Genomic DNA, 23,469 nt, shown 5'->3' with positions numbered 1-23,469 from the left:
CACATCATTTAGTTAGCATGAACAAATTGGCAGCAGTAAAAATAATTTTTTTATGGATGGTTTTCATCAGCTTTACAAACTTAGCTGCTGCGCAACAACAATACGGTCAATCCGGCCGATTTGGAGGTGGTAATACCGGTAATGTTTCTTATGATAGAAACGGGCGTCCTATTCCTGCACAACCCAAACAAGATTCATTGCAACACCGTGATAAGTATGCGGATTCTATCACTATTTTTTACAGGCATTTCGACTCTACCAGTATTCGTAAAATAGATTCTTCTTTAAATGATTTTACAAAGCGCTTCCCACAACCTTACAATTATTATACGTTAGGCAATTTTGGAACTGCATCGCATTCCCTGTTGTTTTCTCCCATGATGCAATCCGGTTGGGATGCCGGTTTTCATCAGTTTGATATTTATAATTTTACATTAGAAAATACTAAAATATATCAAACAACGCGTCCCTATACGGAAATTGCATATTTGTTAGGCAATAAATCAGAACAGTTGCTCGATTTTTTGCATACGCAAAACCGAAAAAGTAATTTCAATTTTTCTTTCGAATATCGGTTTACAAATGCACCCGGTACTTATAAAAATCAAAATGCCAGTAACAATAATTTACGGTTTACCACCCATTATCAATCGCCGAATAAACGCTACGAAAATTACTTCATTTTTCTTTCCAATAAAAATGCATCCTCTGAAAATGGGGGTTTAAAAAACCCCGGTAAAATTAATAACCTTGCACTCAACAATCCATATGAATTGGAAACCAGATTGGGTATTGCCGGTATTGCCAACCCCAACCCATTTAGCACAACTGTTAGTACGGGTAATGTATATAAGCAAAATACTTATTTGTTTAGGCAACAATACGATTTTGGCAAGAAGGATTCATTGGTAACCGATTCTGTTACTTATAAGTTGTTTTATGCTCGTTTGCGTTTACAACATACACTCATTATTAAAAGTAGTAGTTATAATTATTATGACAACAATGTAATTGATTCGCAATACCAGCAATATTTTAATTTCAGCACCATACGCGACAGTTTAAGTTATAAAGATGCCTGGAGTAATATTACCAACGAGTTTGCCGCCATTACATTTCCCGATAAAAACAATCAAAGTCAGTTTTTTAAAGCAGGTTTAGGTATCCAGCTATTAAAAGGAACATTTACCGATACACTCAATACACGAACGCAAAATTATCATAATATTTATTTGTTGGGTGAATACAGAAACAGAACCCGAAATCAAAAATGGGATGTAGAGATATCTGGTAAATTATATCTGAATGGGTATAATAGTGGCGATTATCATGCTTTCATAAGTCTGCAAAGAGAATTAAGTAAACGGTTAGGAACATTGGCATTAGGTTTTCAAAATACAAACAGAACACCTTCTTTTATTTTCGATCCTGCTACTGCATTCCCGGTGAGTGACAAACAGAATTTTTCAAAAGAAAATATTACTAAATTGTCTGCTATTTATGATAATCCGAAAGCGGCGTTTACTTTAAGTGGTGAATATTATTTGATGAATAATTACACTTATTTTGATAGTTTCTTTGTGGCTACCCAGGATAAAAATTTATTCAATTTTATTCATGTAAGTGCTGAGAAGAAATTTAAACTCACAAAGCATTGGAATTGGTATACCGAAGTACATTTACAACAGGTAACCGGAAATGCTCCTATTCATGTACCTTTTTTATTAACCAGAAACCGACTGGCTTTTGAAGGTAATTTTTATACCAACTTATTTCTTTCTACAGGTATTGAAGTAAGGTACTATTCAAATTTTAAAGCCGACAATTATTCCCCTTTTATTGGCCAGTTCTTTTATCAGTCTGCTTACATAACAGCTAACCGACCGGATGTGAATTTGTTTTTCCATTTTAGAATTAAAGGCTTCAAAGGATTTATTCGGTTAGAAAACATCAATACCATCAACCCTTCCAAAGGGTTTACCTTCAATAAATACAATTTTATTACACCACTTTATCCGGAAAGGCCTTTATGGTTTCGATTTGGGGTATGGTGGAATTTTGTAAATTAGTAGTTGACTGAAACTGTAACATACTTTCACTTTTTATTTTTTGAAGGACACTAATATCAATCAATAAAAAATTGCTTGCATACTTGAATTTTTATTTGTAACTTATGTTCTGATACTAAAGTTTTAGACAGGCATTTATTTTTCTGTTTGTAAAAAATTGATTGCTTTTATAGATTTAATTTGGTCATTCACCTTCAGTGCATTTTAATTTTTTTTTAATTATCTACTGTAAGCGTTTGCAGTTAAGGGTTTGAGTGTATGAAATATTTATTTATATGTTAAATGGTATGGTTATTGGACTTATAAAATTAGCTATATCAATATTTTTTCACCCCTAAATTTTATCTTATGTTAGAATTTTTTAGAAGAAAATGGTTTGATGTGGGTGCCGTTTTATCAGTTGTAGTGTTGAAGGGTATTTTCATGGAAATTAATAAAATATCAGATGTTACACTCGCTATCTGGGTTGGTTTTGCATCATTGTTATTGCACCAGTTTGAAGAGTATCACTGGCCGGGTTATTTCCCACAAATGATTAATAAGGTATTGTACAAAAGCAAACTGCCAGATAGTTATCCATTAAACCCCAATAGCGCTTTTATAATGGATGTGGGTGTGCAGTGGACTACCTTTATTATTGCCGGTTTTTTATCAATATCTGCTGTTTGGCTGGGTATTGCAGTAATGCTGTTTTTATTTGGTAATTTTATAATGCATACTTTTTACTACAACATCAAAGCTAAAACCAAATATAACCCGGGTATGGTAACCGGTATCGTTTTTTTAATGCCTGTTTCTATTTTTTATTTTTGGGCTTTAATTTCTGAACATGCTGCCGGTGTTTGGGATTATGTAATTGGCCTTCCTTTAGGTCTTATTTTCATCTTTGTAAATTTCGTTAAGTTAATTGATTGGATGAAGAATAAAAATGTGCATTTTAAATTCAGAAAAGGAGCCACTTATTCATCAAAATCAACAAACTAATGGCAGGTTTATCCTACTTGCCGGGTAGATTAAAAATATGTATATTATTGTATAATAATGGGCCAGATTGCAATGATCCGGCTTTTTATTTAAAATAAATGCGTAAATTGCACATGTTTTAGTACCAATAATGAAAAAAATTGCTGCAATATTTTTAATACTTATTTTCCTGTTTGGGGCAACTGAAGCTTATCAGTTACTCAAATTGCCTTTATTGGTACAGCATTACATACAGCATCGTTCAGAAGATCCCGATATTTCTTTTATTTCTTTTATTTCTTTTTTAAGAATTCATTACAATAAGAAATTGGTGATTGATGCTGACTGGCAGCAAGATCAACAATTGCCTTTTAAAACACAGCAGTCTGCTAATGCGTTTATGTTTGGTTTTGTAAGTATGCCTTCACATCCTATTTCTGTTCAGTCTGCCCCGCCTCCATTTGTTCAAAAAACTTTTAGAATCGATAAAGATCCGGAATACTCCTTCACCCGCTTACAGGATATTTTTCAGCCTCCCAAATTAGCATAATACACAGCAATTTTTATCATAAAAATTGTAGTACTCTATTTTATTTCATCTACATCACTTTCATGTTGGTATACTGTTATTGTAATTAAGCGGTACCAGCTTGTTGTAGGCTATTCTAAATATTTAAATGTATGTGTTTATTATGCTACAAGCTATTATACAATTTTCTGTAAGAAATAAACTGATTATTGGATTACTGTTATTTGCATGGATTGGATATGGCGTTTATTCGGTTACCAAATTACCGATTGATGCAGTACCGGATATTACTAATAATCAGGTTTTAATCATTACTTCTGCGCCGAGTTTGGGTGCTCCGGATGTAGAACGATTAATTACGGTGCCCATTGAACAGGCAACCCGCAATGTGCCCGGTATTGCCGAGCAAAGAAGTTTTTCTCGTTTCGGTTTAAGTTTGGTAACAATTGTGTTTGATGATAATACCGATTTGTACTGGGCACGTCAGCAAATCAGTGAACGTTTGGTAAAGGTACAATCGCAAATTCCCCTCGGCATTGCGACACCCGAATTGGGTCCAGTTACAACAGGTCTTGGAGAAATATTTCAATATGTTGTTAGGCCAAAGCCGGGATATGAGGGAAAATATTCTTTGGCAGATTTGAGAGATATTCAAGACTGGATTGTGCGTCGCCAATTATTAGGTACAGATGGGGTTGCAGATGTAAGCAGTTTTGGTGGAAAGGTGAAGCAATATGAAGTTGCTGTGAATACAGATAAATTAAAGAGTTTTCAGTTAACCATTGCCGATGTGTTCAAGGCTATGAATGCCAATAATCAAAATACAGGTGGCGCTTATATTGAGAAAGGTCCTAATGTTTTATTTATTAGAACGGAAGGATTAGTGCAAACACTGGATGATATTCAACACATTGTAGTAAAACAAACAGATAACGGAATACCTGTTTTAATTAGTGATGTAGCCGATGTAAGATATGGTACAGCTATACGATATGGAGCAACTGTTTTTAATGATAAAAGTGAAGTAGCCGGTGCGGTAGTGATGATGATAAAGGGTGGAAATAGCAACCAGGTAATTGGCAATATAAAAAAGCGTATTAAAGAAATTGAAAAGTCATTGCCCGAAGGTGTGATGATAGAACCTTTCTTAGACAGAACAAAAATGGTGAATAACGCCATTAGTACCGTTGAAAAAAACTTAGAGGAAGGCGCGTTAATTGTACTGTTTGTGCTAATTGTTTTTTTGGGAAACTTACGTGCCGGCCTTATTGTAGCTTCTGTTATTCCATTGAGTATGCTATTTGCTGTTGTAATGATGAATTTTTTTGGTGTTAGTGGCAATTTAATGAGTTTGGGTGCACTCGATTTTGGTTTGTTGGTAGATGGAGCGGTAATTATAGTTGAAGCTGTGATGCATAAAATTGTGCATTCACATGCATATATCAATGCAACGAAATTGAATCAGCATCTAATGGATAAAGAAGTGGAATCATCAGCAGGTAAAATGATGAGTTCTGCTGCATTTGGGCAAATTGTAATACTGATTGTTTATTTACCCATACTTAGTTTGCAGGGAATAGAAGGAAAAATGTTTAAGCCAATGGCAGAAACGGTTTCCTTTGCTATTTTGGGTGCGTTTATTTTATCGCTTACATATGTGCCAATGATTACTTCATTGTTACTGAGTAAAAAAGTGAAGCACAAAAAAAACTTTTCTGATAAAATGATAATGCGTTTGCAGCAATGGTACAAGCCTGTTTTGATTAAAGTTTTAAAAGTTCCTAAAACCATTGTTGCCATTAGTTTTATATTTTTTATAGTGGCGGTATGGTTGCTTACTACATTGGGTGGCGAGTTTATCCCAAAATTAGAAGAAGGTGATTTTGCCGTTGATACCCGCTTGTTAACGGGCTCTTCATTAACCAACACCATTGCTACTACCGAAAAAACTGCAAGCGTATTGTTGCATCAATTTCCCGAGGTAGAAAAAGTAGTTACCAAAATTGGTTCCGGCGAAATTCCAACCGATCCTATGCCGGTAGAGGCTGCTGACATGATGGTAATTCTGAAAGATAAAAAAACATGGACCAGCGCTAAAACATTTGATGAGCTGGCTGAAAAAATGAGCAAAGCCTTAGAGGAGGTTCCGGGTGTGGCTACCGGTTTTCAATTCCCGGTGCAAATGCGTTTTAATGAATTGATGACCGGCGCCAGGCAAGATGTAGTATGTAAAATTTTTGGAGATGATTTAGACTCACTGGCTCATTTTGCAGGTGCATTGGGCAATATCATTCAATCGGTTAAAGGTGCTCGTGATTTATATGTGGAAACAGTTACCGGAGTTCCGCAAATTGTGATTCATTACAACAGGGAAGCCATTGCAAAATATGGTGCCAATATTGCTGACATAAATATGGCGGTACAGGCAGCTTATGCCGGTGCCACAGCAGGATTGGTATTTGAAGGCGATAAACGTTACGATTTAGTGATTCGGTTAGATGAGAATCAGAGAGAAAGTATCAGCAATATTGGTAACCTGCAAATCGGTGTTGCAAATGGGTTGCAGATTCCGTTGAATAATTTGGCAAGTATTGAAGTAAAAGATGGTCCTTATCAAATACAACGTGAAGATGCCCACCGTAGAATTACTGTTGGTTTTAATGTACGGGGCAGAGATGTAGAGAGTATTGTAAATGAATTACATGCAAAAGTGGAAAAACAATTAAAATTTCCACCGGGCTTTTATATTACTTATGGTGGACAATATGAAAATCTGCAAAGAGCCACTAAACGGTTAAGTATTGCTGTACCCATTGCGTTGATTTTAATTTTATTAATGCTCTACTTTGCTTTTCAGAATTTAAAATATGCCTTACTTATTTTTTCTGCCATTCCACTTTCTGCTATTGGTGGTGTATTTGCACTATGGTTAAGGGATATGCCATTTAGTATTTCTGCAGGTGTAGGATTTATTGCATTGTTTGGTGTTGCGGTATTAAATGGAATTGTTTTAATAGGAGAAATGAATCATTTGAAAGTAGAAGGCCGAAAATCAATCATTCAAATTATTATTCAGGCAACACAAATCAGGTTACGACCGGTATTAATGACTGCCTCCGTTGCGTCACTAGGGTTTTTGCCAATGGCTTTAAGCAATGGTGCAGGTGCTGAGGTACAACGACCTTTGGCCACTGTAGTAATAGGTGGATTATTAACGGCAACCTTATTAACATTGTTAGTATTACCATCATTGTATTTGTTGTTTGAAACAAAAAAGAAACCAATGAAACACATACAAAAAAACAAATTGCCTGGTGCGTTATTGTTGTTACTCTTATTTAGTGCGCCATTTTTACATGCGCAAACAACTGTAAAAAAAGCTTCTTTGCAGGAAATAACAGACCTGGCTTTGCAAAATGCACCTGCATTAAAAGTTTCATTATTGCAGGAAAAGTATAATAAAATAATGGAGGCAACTTCAGCTGAATTGCCGAAAACACAACTGAATGCAGAACTGGGTAATTATAACAGCATGTTTTTTGATTCGAGAATTATGGTAACTCAAAACTTTGCTTTACCTGGATATTATGCCTCTGTTAAAAAATTGCTTATGACCAATACTGCTATTGCTCAGACACAAACAACCTTGCAAAAAGCAGAAATTAAAAAATTGGTAGAACAACTCTATGTTACGTTACAGTATCAAACAGCTCAACTGCAATTGCTGAAAAGGTTAGATAGTATTTATAGTTTTTATAAAAATGTGGCAATACTTCGTTATAATAAGGGTGAAAGCAATTTGTTGGAAAAAACGACCTTGGAAAACACAGCCGGTCATGTAAGCATGAGTTTGGAACAAATAAAAGCTGATATTCTTTCAACACAATTTCAATTGCAAATATTTACACAACAAAATGTATTGTTTGAGCCTGCTGATAGTTTAGCTGCTACACCAATTTTGTTGGATAGTGCTAAATTAGCGCAACACCCGTATGTGCATTTATACCAACAGCAGCAGCTTCAGGCATTGATGCAAACTAAATTACAGAAAGCCAAATTGAAACCCGATTTTGTGATTGGTTATAACAATCAGTCTATTGTTGGCTGGCAACTTTCTAAAGACAGGGTGGAGGATTATTATAATGCATCCTCACGTTTCTCCTCTTTTTCTTTGGGTATGGGCATTCCGCTGTTTGCAAAAGCACAACATGCCCGTATTCAGGCAGCCTCAATTAATGAACAAACTGCAAAAGCAGCAATTGTTTCCATTGAAAATCAGTTGTCCGGTTCTTATAATAAATATGCACAGTTGTACAAAAAATATTTTTCATCTGTACAATATTATCAAACAAAAGGTTTGGCGCAGGCTAATGTTTTAATGCAAACTGCTTCATTGCAATATCAATCGGGTGCCATCAATTATATTGAGTGGAGTACACTTGTTGCACAGGCCATTGCTTTGCAAAATGATTATTTAAGTGTACTGTATAATCAGCAAATGGCTGTTTCAGAAATCCATTATCTGCTGCAGTAAATGGAGATAAAAATAATTAATTCAAAAAAAATGACTAAAATGTATAAATTAATTTTTGTGGCTATTACAATCAGTGTGTTACTGGCTTGTAAAAATTCACCCTCAGCTACTGAAACTCAAAATGATACCGGTAAAGCCGATACCGTTGTAGTATTAAATGATACGCAATTTCGTAATGCAGGTATTCAATTAATACAACCCATTAAAAAAATAATGCACCAAACAGTTACTATTAATGGTATGGTTGATGTGCCTCCGCAAAGTATGATATCAGTGAGTATTCCTTTAGGGGGATACTTAAAAAGCACACATCTGCTGCCCGGAACCAATGTGCACAAAGGAGAAGTGATTGCATTAATGGAAGATCAGAGTTATGTACAGTTACAAGAGGATTATCTGGTAGCTAAAGCAAAACTTGGTTTTTTGGAAACTGATTTACAGCGGCAAAAGGAATTAAGTGAACAGGATGCAACCAGTAAAAAAACATATCAACAGTCTTTATCTGATTATAATGTTCAAATGGCCATGTTAAAGGGTATGGAAGAAAAACTCAGGATGATTAATATCAATCCCGCTAAACTAACCATACAAAATATATCCAGAACTGTGCAATTGTTATCGCCTATTACCGGCTATGTAACAAAAGTAAATGTGAATATTGGCCGATATGTAAATCCTTCAGATGTTTTGTTTGAATTGGTAAACCCGGATGATATACATGCCGCCATGACTGTTTTTGAAAAAGATATAGAATTGTTTCAGAAAGGTACTGCCGGAAAAGTTTCATTAATCAGCGATAGTGAGAAAAAATATGATGTAGAAGTGATTTTAGTTACTAAAAATGTAAATGATAACAGAACGGGAATGTTGCATTGCCATTTTGAAAAACCCAATCACAGCCTTTTACCCGGTATGTTTTTAACCGGTGTGTTTGATGTTACCAGTCATCAGGCTATTTTGGTTCCGGAAAATGCAGTAGTGCATTACAATGGTGCTGAATATGTGTTTGTGCAAAAAGAAAAAAATACTTTTGTTGCAACGCCAGTTGAAACAGGGCTTTCACAGAATGGATATGTAGAAATAAAGCCCAATGGTTATATAAATTGGCTATCGGTGCAATTAGCGGGTGGAAATGCATATGCCCTAATGGGGAAACTAAAAAACAAAATGGAAAATTAATGTTATAAAAGTATTCCTAACGGTTTTGTACAACAATGCATATCCGTTAGGAATTCATTTTATGTCCCCATTTTATTTTTCTCCCGATTAACACTTTAAATACTAAACCATCGGTTGCAGGAGTTAAACCCCATCCGGGGCCAATATTTACTTCCCAATCGTTATTGTTTTCTAAATCATAAACAAGGAATAGTGCATGGTTTTCTTGCGGCAGTTGTTCAAAATTATTAATAGGCCCAACGGAGCCATAATATTCAAATCCAAAATCGGTATTTTTAAAAAATTGATAAGCAACTTTTACATTGGGCTCAAAATCAGGCGCTTTATGCTGGTCAATTCCTTTTAAAGCTACACCTACAGTAGGATTGAATGAAACATATAAATTCTTCCATTGTTTATCAACGATAGGTCTAATCTCAATACTCCACGTGTCGGGTGAGTAGTATTTACTTTGGTAACCAAATTCTGTAGAGAGGCTTAACCCAACCGGTAAATGCCAACTTAATGGTGCCATAATTCTTGGGCGTATGTGTGAGCCTATGATTTGATAACCGTATTGAGATGTGTAATTAGTAAATAAATAAAATCCTAATTCAAAATTATCGGTAATTCCATTTGTAATTTCCAAAGTTTCATGCAGGGCGTGGTTAGAAGGTCGTACGCCGTCTATGATGGCTTTTTCGCCATTAAATGTAAAATTACTGTGCAATTCAAACATGGCAGACCCTTTGGGTTGTGTTTGTGAACCGTATACCTGTATTTCATAATTATCCTGTGCATAGCTAAAGAAGCTAATGAAAATGAAAGAGAGGGTAAACAAAATTTTTTGCCTCATATTTAAAAGTAACCTAAACCATTGTTAACTGCAGAATTCAATGGGTCACTCGTCACTTTTTAAACGAAATTTAAGCAGGTTTTTCAAAATATGCCATGCTGCCTCCCACCCATTCTTGGTCTTTGTTATACCTTGTTCCAATCATTTTTCCTTTACTTAATCTGGCTAAATTCATCATTGCTTTGGGGCGTTTCCAGTCTTCATCCCAAAAATAAAACAGTCTGATTTCAGCTTTTGCAGGTGTATTAGGCGTTTCAATGATAGCAGCATAATCTACTTTTTTTTGAAGAATCCAATTTTGAGGGTCAGGTATTGCTGTAATGTTTTCCTGATTTACATCTATAATAACCCCCTGGCCTGCAAATGAAAAAACAGGTTTTACTACATATTGGTTTAAATTTACAGGCAAAGGATGCACAGAATTTAAAAAATGTGTTTCAGGTATATTTGGGTGTTCTATAAATGGTAACGTGTATTTGCTGATACGATAAAACCAATTAGGATGCGGAATCCATTCTGCTTTTACAGGGTTAAAAAAAATAGCTGCTGCTTTTTTCTGAACGGCAGTGGATTGCTGTAACAATTCATCAAAAATTATTCGATTGTATATCCTGTATACAGGTGTTTTTTGGCCCCGATGCAGATAGAAAATATTTTCATTTTCAACCATTAATTCTGTTAAACAAACTGTTTCAATGCCGGTATAATCTTTTGTGCAATAAAAATCAATTCTGGTTTTTTGCCGGTGTGGAAATAATTCCAGCAATATTACATTTTCAGGAAGATGGTTGCCAATAATTATTTTTTTGAGCGTTTGTATATAACTGTTTGCATCATAACCATTTAAGAATGCAGTATATTGTTTTGGTATTTCAAAATGTTGCCTTAAAATTTCATCATATAATACCTGGAAGGAAAACAAAGATGGGAATCCCTGCATTTCAATTAATTGAGGTTCTATAGCTCCATTATCTCCGGTGCAAATGCCAAAATCAAATGCAATAAAATTTGTATAATCCGTTTCATTTGGCACCATGAGTTGTTGAGGAACAGCTTGTTCTGTAAGTTTTTTAAAATTGGTAGCAACAATAACATCTATAATACTTTCACAAGCACTCAGCATTTTTTTTGTAAAAGAAGCCGGAATAAAAATGGGTGTTTCAGCCACTCTGAAATCAATGGCACCGGGATGTTTACTGTTGAGTGATTGCAGGAAGTGCTGATATTTTTTTTCAGAAAACGCACTATTAAATGATTGGCGAATAGATGGTACCATAGTATTTTTTTTTCTGTACTATAAATATATAACATATTCATCATATACCATCATTTGTTCTTTCTAAAATGCTATTTATATTGAAACTGTCTGTTTCACTTCTAAAGCCATTGTTAAAAAATTAGGAATGATGTGGTGGTAAGTAAACATAATTTTATCGGGGTCTTGTAATTGTGCTACCATGCTCTGCCATTTTTCTTCTCCATGTTCATCAATTACGGCCTTTTTTTTATCTGCCCGCTGTAAATACATTTGCATACCAACCGCATCTGCTTCAGGATGAAATTGTGTTCCGATAAAAAAAGGATTAAATCGAATGGCCATCATGGCTCTTTCATAAGGAACATGGGGTCTTTCTTTTTCTATGGCTAAAAATGCACCGCCCATTGCTTCAATGCGTGTTTCATTTGGTGCAATTACCTGATAGTTGCGGCTGTCAACTGCATAAAAAGGATCAGATAAATTTTGAAAGAGTGGCTCCTTTTTTCCTGCGGGTAGGAGATGCACCGGGAAAACACCAAATGCGGTAGATCTTCTTGGAGAAACGGTTCCTACCTGATAATACCTGCAGGCTAATTGAAAACTATGACAAATAAAAAGTATATGTTTTTTTAAATTGTTATTCGATTCATGTAGATTGAATGTTTCAATGGATTGCAGCCAATTAAAATAAGCGGCTTCCCATTCATTACCTTCACTGTCGAGGGGAGAACCGGGCCCGCCACTGGAAATATAAGCATCGAAGGATGTATCAGGAACTGCTAATTGTTGGCGAACATCAAATACCTGCATCTGTATTTTTGTGTTATTCAAAATACCCCATGCTGCAATGATGTCTTTAATACATCGCATACCTTCATTTGGCTGGCTATCATATAAATCCAGAATTGCAATGCGTTTTTGGGCATTTTTAGAATCATTCATCCGGCAAAAATAAAGAATTGCAGGAATGTTGTTTTTTACCGGATGAATGAAGTTGTTTTTGTATTATGAAAAATAGCTTAAATTGGTTTTGGGGGTAAGTGCAATTAATGTTTCATAAATTAAGTGAATGGTTTGTTCAATGTCTTTTTTATGAATCATTTCTACGGTAGTGTGCATATAGCGCAGTGGTATGGAAATGAGCACGCTGGGGCAGCCATCATTGGCGTAAGCAAAACTATCTGTATCGGTTCCGGTGCTTCTGCTTACTGCACGCATTTGCAGTGGTATATCTTTTTTCTTTGCTACTTCTTCAACAAAATGAAGTAGTTTGTTGTGAACTGCAGGTCCATAAGTAGGTGAGGGGCCTTTACCGCAGGCAACATCGCCTTCAATATTTTTGTTAATCATTGGCGTTTGGGTATCGTGGGTTACATCAGTAATAATGGCAACATCCGGTTTAATTCTTCTGGCAATCATTTCCGCACCACGTAAACCAATTTCTTCCTGAACTGCATTCACAATATACAATGCAAATGGCAATTTTACTTTATTCTCCTTTATCAAGCGTGTCACTTCAGCAATCATAAATCCGCCAATACGGTTATCAAAAGCTCTGCCAATAAAATATTCGTTGGCCAATTCATCAAAGCCATCGGCATAAGTTACCACTGCGCCAATATGAATGCCCAATGCTTCTACTTCTTTTTTGCTTCTTGCACCGCAGTCTAAAAACAGATTTTCAACCTTGGGCTGATTTTCTTTCTGATCGCCGTTACTCATGCGGGTATGAATAGCCGGCCATCCAAATACCGCTTTTACCGACCCTTTTTTGCCATGAATAAAAACACGCATGGAAGGTGCGATCTGATGGTCAACACCGCCATTTCTTTTCAAATAAATCAAACCCTGGTCTGTAATGTAATTAACATACCAACTGATTTCATCGGCATGCGCTTCAATCACAACTTTAAATGCCTCATTTGGATTGATAATACCTACTGCAGTTCCGTAGGCATCGGTAAATGTTGTATCTGTGTAATTTTTTATATAGTTTAGCCACAGTTTTTGTCCGCTACTTTCAAAACCAACCGGCGATGGAGTATTAATATAGCTTTTTAAAAATGCCATAGAGGCTTCCGGTAACATTGCTTTTGATTTCTTTTCTTTTGACATATTATTCAATTTTAATGTTTAGAATAAAGTACTGAAAATACCACAACAGGCTTTTACCAGCATTAATCCATCAATAATAATAAGATAATACATAATGCTTTGCCGTTTGTGCATTGAGTATGCCACAGTGAGAATGAGTATAAATGGAATGGCATTCCAAATAATTCGTGCTGCACTGAAATGGTGTGTAATGGTATACACTAAAAAAGTGCCAAACCCTATTACACAAAGTGGAATAAGAATATAAAAAATTGTTTTACGCAAACCTACTCGCACTACAAATGTTTTAAGTTGTTGGTTGTAATCGGTGGCATAATCTTTTATATCAAACATAATACACAATACAGCAATAAACATGAAGTTTTTGATGAAAAACATTATATCAAAACTATTTAATTGAAATGCAATATACCCTGTCATTGCCCTGTAAAGTATAGGATAAATGGTAATGGTACCCGCCCATACAAATCCAATTACAAAAGGTTTTAACCAGCCTGTATTTCTTAAATTAAAATGCTTAAAGTTCGTAAAGCCTATACCGTAATACAAGCCTGCTACAATGGGAACGGAAAGCCATAGTAACCACTCTGTAGCAGTCATATTGAAAATATGGTGCCAGCTGCTTTTTAACAGCAAACAAAAACAAAGCAGGCTAATGATGGATAAGCTGATTTGGGAAATCCATACCCAACGGTGATGTTTTACATACCAGTGAGCTCTTTTGTTAGCTGAATCTTCTATATTTTCGGTAAGATATGCTTTGGTATAATAAACAACGGTTGCAGCAAAAACTAAAACATAATAGGGCCATGGGTTGAAGGGCACATTCAACTGAAAGGCGGTTTCAACAGATAATGCTACAACACAAATACCATAAAAGTAATTGCCAAAAAAAATTGCGGGTATGATACCCCTGTAAGCTTTTAATTGCATCAGGGTAAAAGTACAATATTCGGCGAAACAAGCGTATCACTGGTATGCCCGGCTAAATCTTTCAAAACAAACCTGAAATAGCAGGTATCCGGCACATTCCCACATCCGGTAATGTAATAATAACCGGTACCTGTAACATTGTTAATGAAATTAATATCAAAGTTGCCTTTCAGGTTTTTGGTAGAGGGGAAGTTGGGTACCTGAAAATTAATGGTAAAATTTGCAATAGGACTGGTAGGGCATACTTTTGAAACTTTTTGAATCCACATACTATCCTGTACGTCTCCTTCTTTATCGGTAAATTCAATATTAAAGGATAGGGTTTGCCCTTTGGCAACAACAGTTCTGCTCACACTTTTTAAGCTTAATTGCGGTTGGGTGGTGTATTTATTTTTCGAACAACCTGCTATTAGTCCTGTTAAACAAAAAATCATTAATATTTTTGCCTTCATAAATTGCATATTCTATTCAAATATAATTCATTCATCTCAACATTATTTCGCTATAATGGAACTTCTTAACAAGATTTTTTCAATTACACCTCAAAATAAAACGAAAGTAATTCAGGAAGTGTTTCATTTTCAATTAAAAAATAACACCGTTTATCGCCAATGGTTTGAATTAACTGGCGGTAAGCAGCAAAATACAATTGATTCCATTCCTTTTCTTCCCATTTCCTTTTTTAAAACTCATGTTATTACAACTACAGCTTTTGAACCTCCCATTATTTTTGAAAGCAGCGGCACCACCGCAACCGTAAATAGTAAACATTATGTAAAGGATTGGCAGATTTATGAAACCAGCTTTTTAACTGCTTTTCAACTATTTTATGGTGCGCCACAAGATTGGTGTATTATTGGGCTACTGCCTGCATATTTGGAAAGGAAGCATTCTTCATTAGTGGCGATGGTGCATACATTGGTGCAACAAAGCAGGCATCCCGACAGTGGTTTCTATTTGTATGAATATGAACAATTGCATGCCACTTTACAGCGTTTAGAGGCAGCCGGCCAGCCGGTAATATTAATTGGAGTTACGTTTGCCCTGCTTGATTTTGCCGAACAATTTCCGCTGCCTTTACAAAATACCATCATTATGGAAACAGGGGGAATGAAGGGTCGAAGAAAGGAAATAACCCGTGAAGCACTGCATCAGCAATTAAAAAAAGCTTTTGGTATATCCCATGTGCATGCTGAGTATGGTATGACAGAGTTACTATCACAGGCCTATTCATCCGGGAATGGCAGGTTTTACTGCCCATCTTGGATGCAGGTTTTGGTGCGAAATGAGGATGATCCGTTGGATGTACAGTTACAAGGGGAAGGTATTTTGAATATTATTGATTTAGCAAATCTGTATAGCTGCAGTTTTATTGCTACGGATGATGTGGGAAAAGTTTATGCAGATGGTAGTTTTGAGGTGTGGGGTCGGTTAGATAATAGTGATATTCGGGGTTGCAGTTTGTTGGTTACATAAATGCAATTATATTTGCAGCCCAGAAACAGATGCCCAGGTGGCGAAATTGGTAGACGCACTGTGTTCAGGTCGCAGCGTTCGCAAGGATGTGCTGGTTCGAATCCAGTCCTGGGCACTATATTATCTTGGCGGTTAGAATAACTGCCTTTTTCATCAATAATTTAATGTTCGTATATATATACGAATTATTTAAAAATTCGTTTTTTTAAACGAATTATTGAAAAGTTTGTATATTTATGAAAACGAACTTTTTATGGCAATGCACGCTGTACTTACTTGCGATATTGTAAACTCTACCCGGCTTCCTGCCTTGAAAGCTAAAAAATTAATGCAGGCAATACAGCAAATTTTTTCCGGTTGTATAATGGAATTTTATCGTGGAGATAGTTTTCAGGTATATCTCTCGCATCCTAAAGATGCATTAAAACTGGCCTTACAGGCACGATTGGCTGCCATTCAACTATCTTTTGGCGATAAAAATAAGGTAGCATCAGATATTAAAATCAGTATCGGCTTAGGAACAGTAGAAATACCGGTGAAAAATTTAAAAACAGCACGTGGAGAAGCTTTTTTACTTTCAGGCCGGCTGTTTGATACAATGGCAGCATTGAATCAAAGACTTGTATTCGGAATACAGCATGCTTTGGCACAAGAGGCTTTGCAAATTTTATCTGCTTATGTGGATGCTATTTTTAATGAACTGACTGCAAAACAAGCTGCTGTTTTAATAGAGTTAATGAGGGGTGAAATGCAACAAACAATTGCCCTTAAAATGAAAAAAAGTAAAAGTACCATTCATCAGCATGTGGTATCGGCCCGCTGGCAGGAAATTGAAGCTTTGTTGCAGCATTACGAAAATATGATTCAATTGATTATGGTATGAATACAGCACTGATTTGGTTCATCAAATTGATTTTATCACACCTGTTAACCGATTTTATTCTTCAGCCCACAAGCTGGATAAAAGCGCGTTACAGCCGTCATTTTCTATCGTTGTATTTATACCTTCATGTTTTTATTACTGCATTGGTGGTTTGGTGTATGCTGGGTTTTCAATACCATTGGGTGGTTATAGTAATTTTTATTACGCATTTGTGCATTGATGGGTGGAAATCTTATCAAAAGCCAACAGTACAATATTTTATTATCGACCAGGTATTGCACTTTCTGGTAATTGTTGCTTGTTGGTATTTTACTTTTTTTAACCTGGGTTCTTTGTTGGCTATCCTTCAGCCATATTATGAAAATGTTAAGGTGTGGAAAATAGTAACAGGGTTTGTATTCATTACAACCCCAGCAGCAATTTTTATAGACCAGTTTACCTGCCAGTGGCGCGATAAAATTGAATTTGTAGAAAGCCTTGCCAATGCCGGAAAATGGATCGGTATTGCAGAACGGATCATTGTACTGATATTTGTTTTATATGCACAATATGCAGCCATTGGTTTATTGGTAGCTGCAAAAGCCCTGATTCGTTTTAATGAAAAAGATCGTCAGGAAATAAAAACAGAATATCTGGTAGTGGGTACATTATTGAGCTTAGCCATTGCAGTAGTGGTAGGTGTGCTGATTAAATTATAATAAACAGCATTAAAGCAACAATATTAAAATGAACCCTAATAAATGCGCTTTCATCATTAAGAGGAGTAATGAATGCCCGATATACTTTGATGAATTTCAAAACAATAAATATCTGCCATTTTAATATTACTCCATTGTTGTGCATCATAATGAAAAGGATTGCATTGGTCCAAATGTGTTTGGATTTCCAATAAAATTCGCTTCATTTTTTCTTCATCTGTTCCCATTTGCTGCAATAAATCCATAAATTCATCAATTTGATTCTTTACTTCATCCTGATTGCCGGCAACAAGAATTTTTTCAAGAAGTTCCTGATAATGGGGTTGAATAGCGGGTAGCATAAATGATTTATTTAGTAGGAGGAATTTAAAGGTATCACTTTTCCGTTGTTTAATTGATAAATACCTCCAATTACTTGTACACCTTTATCTTTTACTGCTTGTTGAATGTAAGTAGATTGTGTTAATAACTGATGTATGCCATGCATAACATTCGCTTTGATGAGTGGAAGGGTGTGCAGTTGATCCATCTCACCGACCTTTGCTATTTCCGGTTCTTTGGCAAGGCTGTCAATAATCACCTGTAAAAATCCCTCATTTTTAGAATGATCGGCCAAGGCCTGAATAGCCCCACAATGTTCATGGCCAACAATCATAATAAGGTGTACATTCAAATGTTCCACCGCATATTCAATACTACCTATTTCAAAATTACCTAAAACATTTCCGGCAGTTCTAATTACAAATAAATCGCCAATACCCTGATCGAAGAATAGTTCCGGCGCTACTCTGCTGTCTGAGCAGCAAACCACTACTGCAATAGGGTGTTGGTTAACTGCCGTTTCCTCGAAGCGATGCCTGTTTTGGTCGGGGTGTAATGGGTGCATGTTAACATATCGGTTATTACCGGCCATTAATTGCTGAAAAGCAGTACTGCCATTTAAAGGCTGTAATAATTTTTTGGGCGGCTGAGCAGGCAGAACGCCTGCTGAAAAAAATAGTAAAATAAAAATTAATTTTATATAACCGGAATAGGGCTGCATGAAGCTATATTTGTGATGATTGTATGCAAATGATGAAAACCATTTTTGTATCAACTTATATTTTTATCCAGCACTTTAACAAATTATCCATTCGGGCATCTACCAGCGTATAATTACGGGGTACCTCATTTTCTAAACTATGAAAAGTAACCAGCTTTGTGCCGGCAGGTTTTGTTTCTAATTGCTTATAGAGGTAGCGGTTGTAATAATTATAGAGTTCTAATGAATAGTCAATACTCTCATCTATTTTATCTGTTCCGGCAATATTTTCAAAAAATGCATTGTAAAAATAAAAGTGATGATAGTCGTTAAAATTCAATTGTGTAAAATTGCCTTCTATAAAAAACGCATTGGGGATGCCTAATTTTAATTTAGCGGCCTCCGCTACTTCAATTAAACTTTTTCTTTGTTCTACACCATAAAAAAAAGCATCAGGTTTATAGTAACCTGCAACTATACAAAATTTACCTGCACCGCTGCCAATGTCTAATATTTTTTCATTTTTCTGGCTCACTAAAAAATCGGCTGCAATTCGGGCAACTTCAATGGGTGTCCAATGTTTTTTGGCCAGTAATTGTATTTCTTTTGGATAAAGCTGATGAAATGCGGCATCATTTTCCATCCATTTTTCTCTGGCATTTTTAATATATATCTTATCCATAGCAGCTCTTTTGGTGCATTCATTTCTTCAAAATGCAGGTTAACACATTTATCAGGTCAAAGTTAGCAACAGATTCAGGTCATAAACGTGAAAGTTCTCATTCAGAAAAGTAATATTTCTCAACTTTAAACAAATAACTTTGAAGCAGTATGAGCATTCATCAAAAATTTCCGATAGATCAATGGGATTTTAAAAGCGAATCTATTCTGGCCGATTTGCCGGATGAGGATAAGGCCATTTTGCTTGCAAACCAAACAGAACAGGAATATGATAAAGGAGAAATTATTTTTCGCGAAAACAGTTATCCATCGGGTATTTTTTATATTGTGAAGGGCAAAGTAAAAAAATATAAAATTGATAAAAACCGGAAAGAACACATTATTTATGTAGCCAATACCGGTGAATTGATTGGATACCACGCCATTATTTCCGGTGATCGGTTCCCCGATTCTGCTGCTGCATTAGAAAAAAGTATTATTGCTTTTATTCCTAAAGAAGATTTTTTGCAAACCCTTGCTGTTTCTGCTTTTTTGGGTACACGTTTATTAAAAACACTCAGCCATGAATTTGCCGTACTGGCCAACAGTTTAAGCATTATTGCCCAAAAATCAGTTCGGGAACGCCTGGCTTTGCAATTAGTAGTATTGCGTGAAAAATATAAAGACCATTTTATGGAAGGCAATGCAGTTGAAATAAACATGAGCAGGGATGATTTGGCCAGCCTGGTAGGCACTGCCAGAGAAAATGTAGTAAGAATTTTATCTGAATTTAAAGACGAAGGATGGTTAATGACCAAAGGCAGAAAAATTATTATTCTAGATGTAGATGCTTTGATAAAAGTTGCCAATATGTAATGGGCTGAATAGAAATTTTACAGCCCATATTCCATTTTTTATTCCAATATTATTAATTTTGCAGTAATATTTTTCTAAATATTGTTTTGAGTTTTCACCATTTCCCAACAGCTATTGTAAAACTCAAAATTTTGTTAGCATGGAAATGTTTGTAAAGCCTGCCAAACCCGTTTTTAGAAAATTAAAAGATGAAGTTTTATTTCAATCTTTAAGAACCCGGGTAAATGCCACCATCTCAACATTGCAACCCTCTGTAAAAAATCAGGCTACTTTAAAAGCATGGTTGTTTCCGTTCATTTATTTTGCGGCTTGGATATTTGCTTTAGTTTTTGGGGAGAATCATACTATTTTATGGTTAATGTATGCTGTAATGGGCTTTATGTTGGTAGTAAATTATCTTACTTTAATTCATGAAGCCGTACATGGTACTATTTTTAAATCAAAGCGATTGAACCGATTGTATGTATACCTGTTTGATTTAATGGGTGCTAACAGTTTTATTTTCCGTATCAGACATGTTCGGTTGCACCATAATTATCCCAATGTTATGGGTTGGGATAGTGATTTTGAACAAAGTCCAATGGCTCGTGTGTTTCCGCATGGGCGGTACGAAAAATGGCATCAATACCAACATATTTATTTGCCGTTCTTATATCCATTGTATTTATTAAACTGGTTGCTGGTGCGTGACTTTAAAGATTATTTCAACAAAAAAAAGTTAGTATGGAAAGTAGCCAATATTCCTGCTATTGAATATATAAAACTATTCTTATTTAAATTGTTTTTTTTTAGCTATATCATCATCATTCCAAAATACATATTGGGTTTTAAATGGCTAACCATACTTGCTGCTTTTTTAATCATGATGTTTACTGCCAGTATTATATCTCTGATTGTATTATTGCCACCGCATGCCAGTTTGGATAATGCATTTCCATTGCCTGACGAGAAAGGTGACATGCCTGATAGTTGGTTAATGCATCAATTATCCTGCACGAATGATATTGTGGAAGATAATTGGTTTACCAGATTTTTTATGGGATGTTTTAACTATCACATCGCCCATCACTTATTTCCGTGTGTACACCATGTGTATTATCCGGCAATAACAAAGGTAATTGAGCAATTTGCAGCGAAGCATGGGTTACCCTATCGAAAAGTTAGTTTATGGCAGGCATTATACCGGCATTACCAACTTTTAAAAAGCAATGCATATCATGATAATATTTTTGAAGAAACCATGTAAAGCAATGGTGTTCAATAAAAATTGGATGGGTAACAATTTTCCCTGAAAAAATTAGCTCCTTTATGCAGTCAAATGGGGCTGTAGCTGCTGCATGATTACATTTTTAGGCACTACACCACTTTGGCGCCACAATATTTTTCCTGCTTTGAATAAAATTAAAGTGGGCACGCCCTGAATTTGGTATTTAGCAGCCAGCACAGGGTTTTTATCCACGTCAATTTTAATGACTCTTGCTGCATTTCCTGTAGTTCTTGCCACTTCCTGAAGGGTTGGGGCCATCATTTTGCAGGGGCCGCACCATTCTGCAAAAAAATCTACCAAAACGGGTTTGGTATCAGCTATAATTTGATTGAAATTTCCTGTCATAAAATTATATTTTATTTTTATTATATTTTATTTAAGCAGCATTTTTAGCCTCATTCAGTAAACTTTTTTGTTTTGCTGAAAGTTTTGTTGGTATTAATGCATGCAGGGTTACATATAAATCTCCAAATGTGCCAGGTTGGTTATATACCGGCATTCCTTTACCTTTTAAACGCATGGTTTTACCATTGGCACAGCATTCTGGTAATGTTAAGTTTATTTTTCCACCCAATGTAATTACTTCCTGTTTACCACCTAAAAGCATGGTAAATACATCTACTTGCAAATCCATATACAAATCATTTTCCTTGCGTGTAAAAACAGTATTTGGTTGTACATGAACATTAATGTATAAATCGCCGGCTTTTCCGGAACTGTTTTTTATTCCTTTTCCCTTTGCCTTTAACTGAAGTCCTTCATAGGCACCGGGTTTGATATTCAGTTTTATTTTTTCAGTGCCTGTGCTGATCAATCTTTCAGTACCGGTATAGGCTTCTTGAAGTGATATGGTAACCTCTCCGGTAAGATCCGATGACCTCGATTCAAATTGGCTGCTACTACCAAACGGGGTGCGTGATTTTGTTTTAGTGTTACTTCTCATTCCGCCAAAAAAAGCCTCAAAGAAGTCAGAAAATCCACTTCCGGCACCGCCAAAAAATTCAGAGGGATCACCCTGGAACTGGTAATATTGTCCCCCACCATTATTACCGCCTTGCTCGCCAAACGGATTACCTGAAAATCCGCTTTGTTCATATTGCTTCCAGTTGGCGCCAAGTGTATCGTATTTTTTTCTTTTTTCCGGGTCGCCTAATACTTCATAGGCTTCATTTATCTGCTTAAATTTATCTTCTGCCTCTTTGTTATTGGGGTTTTTATCGGGATGATATTTTACAGCCAGCTTCCGATACGCTTTTTTAATTTCATCGGCTGTGGCAGATTTAGCAATGCCCAATAAGCTATAATAATCCTGATATTGCATAAATTGTTGTTTACAGATAAAGTTATACTTGTTTTGATATTTTACAACTGATCAACCTCATATTTACCTGTTTACAGTTGTGCATTTTAATAAACCAAATGCATGCAAATGAAATGGGTTGTGCTTATACTGTTGCAGCCGCACAACCCATTGCGTTTCTTTCTTCAACTTCGGCTTAAGCAATAGCTATGGTTTTAGCAGGTTTGGGTTTTGCTTCTTCTTTTTTGGGGATGTAAATGTTTAAGATGCCATCCTTGTACTGAGCAGAAATTTTTTCATCATCAGCAGTTTCAGGCAAACTAAAACTGCGTTGAAAACTTTGATAATTGAATTCCTTCCTGCTGTAATTGGCTTTTTTCTCTTCTTTTTCCTCTTTTGCTTCAGCACTAATGGTCAGCACTTGTTTGTCTAAGTTTACATTAAAATCCTCTTTTTTCATGCCCGGAGCTGCCATTTCAACGGTATAGCCGTTGTCATCCTCTTTAATGTTTACCTTGGGTAAGGTGCTGCCTTCCCCTGAAAAATTCCGAAGGCCCCAATCAGCCCAATCATTGTTAAAGAAATCATCAAATAACCTGTTGAAAACAGGTGTCATGTTGTTACTTTTTACGAGTGTCATAGTTGTATTATTTTATTGGTTAACAATCCATTTTTTTGCTGAAGGATATTTTATTCAGCATTTTGCAAACTCAATCCTCAAATCCTGTGCAAGTGTATTTGTTGCATACTTTTTGGCAGACAAAGTGTATAAATTAAGAAAAAATGACATTTTAATTGTGGGGTTGCTGTATTTCTGTCAGAATTGAATTGGGAATATGGGGAGGAATACTGCCTGAATACATCTTCGTAACT

At 35.7% G+C, this 23,469-nt stretch carries 22 protein-coding genes and 1 tRNA gene; 11 read left to right on the top strand and 12 right to left on the bottom strand.

The window, feature by feature from the left end; genetic code table 11:
• The first annotated feature begins 17 nt into the window (after nucleotides 1-17).
• The 5 genes from JK139_RS11835 to JK139_RS11815 all read left to right on the top strand — a co-directional run bounded on the left by JK139_RS11835 (nucleotide 18) and on the right by JK139_RS11815 (nucleotide 9,274).
• A complete protein-coding gene (locus tag JK139_RS11835) occupies nucleotides 18-2,069 on the top strand; it encodes a putative porin (RefSeq protein WP_074417806.1) in 2,052 nt (683 codons plus the stop codon).
• 348 nt (nucleotides 2,070-2,417) lie between these two features.
• On the top strand, nucleotides 2,418-3,053 hold the full coding sequence (locus JK139_RS11830; RefSeq protein WP_074417805.1) for an HXXEE domain-containing protein: 636 nt from the start codon (nucleotides 2,418-2,420) through the stop codon (nucleotides 3,051-3,053).
• Nucleotides 3,054-3,183: 130 nt separating this feature from the next.
• Nucleotides 3,184-3,582, top strand: coding sequence for a hypothetical protein (locus JK139_RS11825; protein WP_218331359.1), 399 nt, complete (start codon nucleotides 3,184-3,186; stop codon nucleotides 3,580-3,582).
• A 142-nt stretch (nucleotides 3,583-3,724) separates the two neighbouring features.
• Nucleotides 3,725-8,095, top strand: a complete 4,371-nt coding sequence (locus JK139_RS11820; protein WP_218331358.1) for a CusA/CzcA family heavy metal efflux RND transporter — start codon at nucleotides 3,725-3,727, stop codon at nucleotides 8,093-8,095.
• Nucleotides 8,096-8,134: 39 nt separating this feature from the next.
• Nucleotides 8,135-9,274, top strand: coding sequence for an efflux RND transporter periplasmic adaptor subunit (locus tag JK139_RS11815; protein ID WP_176712982.1), 1,140 nt, complete (start codon nucleotides 8,135-8,137; stop codon nucleotides 9,272-9,274).
• A gap of 46 nt (nucleotides 9,275-9,320) precedes the next feature.
• On the opposite strand, the gene JK139_RS11810 is transcribed toward JK139_RS11815, so the two are convergent.
• The 6 genes from JK139_RS11810 to JK139_RS11785 form a co-directional block, all read right to left on the bottom strand.
• Entirely contained in the window at nucleotides 9,321-10,109 is a 789-nt protein-coding gene (locus JK139_RS11810; RefSeq protein WP_218331357.1) for a hypothetical protein, read from the bottom strand.
• A gap of 70 nt (nucleotides 10,110-10,179) precedes the next feature.
• The gene (locus JK139_RS11805) at nucleotides 10,180-11,385 is read right to left on the bottom strand and encodes a hypothetical protein (RefSeq protein WP_218331356.1); all 1,206 of its coding nucleotides are present in this window, start codon (nucleotides 11,383-11,385) and stop codon (nucleotides 10,180-10,182) included.
• 75 nt (nucleotides 11,386-11,460) lie between these two features.
• Nucleotides 11,461-12,309 (bottom strand): type 1 glutamine amidotransferase, encoded by an 849-nt coding sequence (locus tag JK139_RS11800; RefSeq protein WP_074419187.1) that lies wholly within the window; start codon nucleotides 12,307-12,309, stop codon nucleotides 11,461-11,463.
• A 63-nt stretch (nucleotides 12,310-12,372) separates the two neighbouring features.
• On the bottom strand, nucleotides 12,373-13,482 hold the full coding sequence (locus tag JK139_RS11795; RefSeq protein ID WP_074419188.1) for a M42 family metallopeptidase: 1,110 nt from the start codon (nucleotides 13,480-13,482) through the stop codon (nucleotides 12,373-12,375).
• A gap of 18 nt (nucleotides 13,483-13,500) precedes the next feature.
• The gene (locus JK139_RS11790) at nucleotides 13,501-14,415 is read right to left on the bottom strand and encodes a UbiA prenyltransferase family protein (protein WP_074419189.1); all 915 of its coding nucleotides are present in this window, start codon (nucleotides 14,413-14,415) and stop codon (nucleotides 13,501-13,503) included.
• Nucleotides 14,415-14,867 carry a hypothetical protein gene (locus JK139_RS11785; protein WP_141676743.1) on the bottom strand — a complete coding sequence of 151 codons (453 nt, stop codon included), beginning with the start codon at nucleotides 14,865-14,867 and terminating at the stop codon, nucleotides 14,415-14,417. The genes JK139_RS11790 and JK139_RS11785 overlap by 1 nt, the downstream gene beginning before the upstream one ends.
• 55 nt (nucleotides 14,868-14,922) lie before the next feature.
• On the opposite strand from JK139_RS11785, the gene JK139_RS11780 reads away from it, so the two are divergent.
• The 4 genes from JK139_RS11780 (at nucleotide 14,923) to JK139_RS11765 (ending at nucleotide 17,472) form a co-directional block, all read left to right on the top strand.
• Nucleotides 14,923-15,891 carry a LuxE/PaaK family acyltransferase gene (locus JK139_RS11780; protein WP_074419190.1) on the top strand — a complete coding sequence of 323 codons (969 nt, stop codon included), beginning with the start codon at nucleotides 14,923-14,925 and terminating at the stop codon, nucleotides 15,889-15,891.
• Nucleotides 15,892-15,922: 31 nt separating this feature from the next.
• Nucleotides 15,923-16,006: transfer RNA gene (locus tag JK139_RS11775), tRNA-Leu, on the top strand.
• Nucleotides 16,007-16,144: 138 nt separating this feature from the next.
• Nucleotides 16,145-16,774 (top strand): hypothetical protein, encoded by a 630-nt coding sequence (locus tag JK139_RS11770; protein WP_074417797.1) that lies wholly within the window; start codon nucleotides 16,145-16,147, stop codon nucleotides 16,772-16,774.
• Nucleotides 16,771-17,472 carry a DUF3307 domain-containing protein gene (locus JK139_RS11765; protein ID WP_218331355.1) on the top strand — a complete coding sequence of 234 codons (702 nt, stop codon included), beginning with the start codon at nucleotides 16,771-16,773 and terminating at the stop codon, nucleotides 17,470-17,472. Before JK139_RS11770 ends, JK139_RS11765 begins: the two co-directional genes overlap by 4 nt.
• Nucleotides 17,473-17,528: 56 nt before the next feature.
• On the opposite strand, the gene JK139_RS11760 is transcribed toward JK139_RS11765, so the two are convergent.
• The 3 genes from JK139_RS11760 to JK139_RS11750 are packed head-to-tail and all read right to left on the bottom strand — an operon-like array spanning nucleotide 17,529 to nucleotide 19,175.
• A complete protein-coding gene (locus JK139_RS11760; RefSeq protein WP_074417796.1) occupies nucleotides 17,529-17,813 on the bottom strand; it encodes a hypothetical protein in 285 nt (94 codons plus the stop codon).
• Between the two features lie 11 nt (nucleotides 17,814-17,824).
• Complete coding sequence (locus JK139_RS11755; protein ID WP_218331354.1) at nucleotides 17,825-18,514, bottom strand: carbonic anhydrase; 690 nt, start codon at nucleotides 18,512-18,514, stop codon at nucleotides 17,825-17,827.
• Between the two features lie 55 nt (nucleotides 18,515-18,569).
• Entirely contained in the window at nucleotides 18,570-19,175 is a 606-nt protein-coding gene (locus JK139_RS11750; protein ID WP_218331353.1) for a methyltransferase domain-containing protein, read from the bottom strand.
• A gap of 149 nt (nucleotides 19,176-19,324) precedes the next feature.
• Here JK139_RS11750 and JK139_RS11745 point away from each other — a divergent pair, with 149 nt between their 5' ends.
• On the top strand, nucleotides 19,325-20,029 hold the full coding sequence (locus JK139_RS11745) for a Crp/Fnr family transcriptional regulator (RefSeq protein ID WP_218331352.1): 705 nt from the start codon (nucleotides 19,325-19,327) through the stop codon (nucleotides 20,027-20,029).
• A gap of 139 nt (nucleotides 20,030-20,168) precedes the next feature.
• Nucleotides 20,169-21,275, top strand: a complete 1,107-nt coding sequence (locus tag JK139_RS11740; protein ID WP_228733213.1) for a fatty acid desaturase family protein — start codon at nucleotides 20,169-20,171, stop codon at nucleotides 21,273-21,275.
• A 60-nt stretch (nucleotides 21,276-21,335) separates the two neighbouring features.
• Here the strand turns inward: JK139_RS11740 and trxA are convergent, their stop codons facing one another.
• From trxA to JK139_RS11725, 3 genes are all read right to left on the bottom strand, one after another.
• Nucleotides 21,336-21,641, bottom strand: a complete 306-nt coding sequence (gene trxA, locus JK139_RS11735) for a thioredoxin (RefSeq protein ID WP_218331351.1) — start codon at nucleotides 21,639-21,641, stop codon at nucleotides 21,336-21,338.
• A gap of 31 nt (nucleotides 21,642-21,672) precedes the next feature.
• Complete coding sequence (locus tag JK139_RS11730) at nucleotides 21,673-22,617, bottom strand: DnaJ C-terminal domain-containing protein (protein WP_218331350.1); 945 nt, start codon at nucleotides 22,615-22,617, stop codon at nucleotides 21,673-21,675.
• A gap of 175 nt (nucleotides 22,618-22,792) precedes the next feature.
• Nucleotides 22,793-23,212, bottom strand: coding sequence for an Hsp20/alpha crystallin family protein (locus JK139_RS11725; RefSeq protein WP_262900185.1), 420 nt, complete (start codon nucleotides 23,210-23,212; stop codon nucleotides 22,793-22,795).
• Between the last annotated feature and the right edge of the window lie 257 nt (nucleotides 23,213-23,469).

Source organism: Hydrotalea lipotrueae (genome assembly GCF_019249625.1).
In the GTDB taxonomy this organism is placed as follows: domain Bacteria; phylum Bacteroidota; class Bacteroidia; order Chitinophagales; family Chitinophagaceae; genus Hydrotalea; species Hydrotalea flava.
This window is presented reverse-complemented; position numbering and strand designations above follow the sequence as displayed.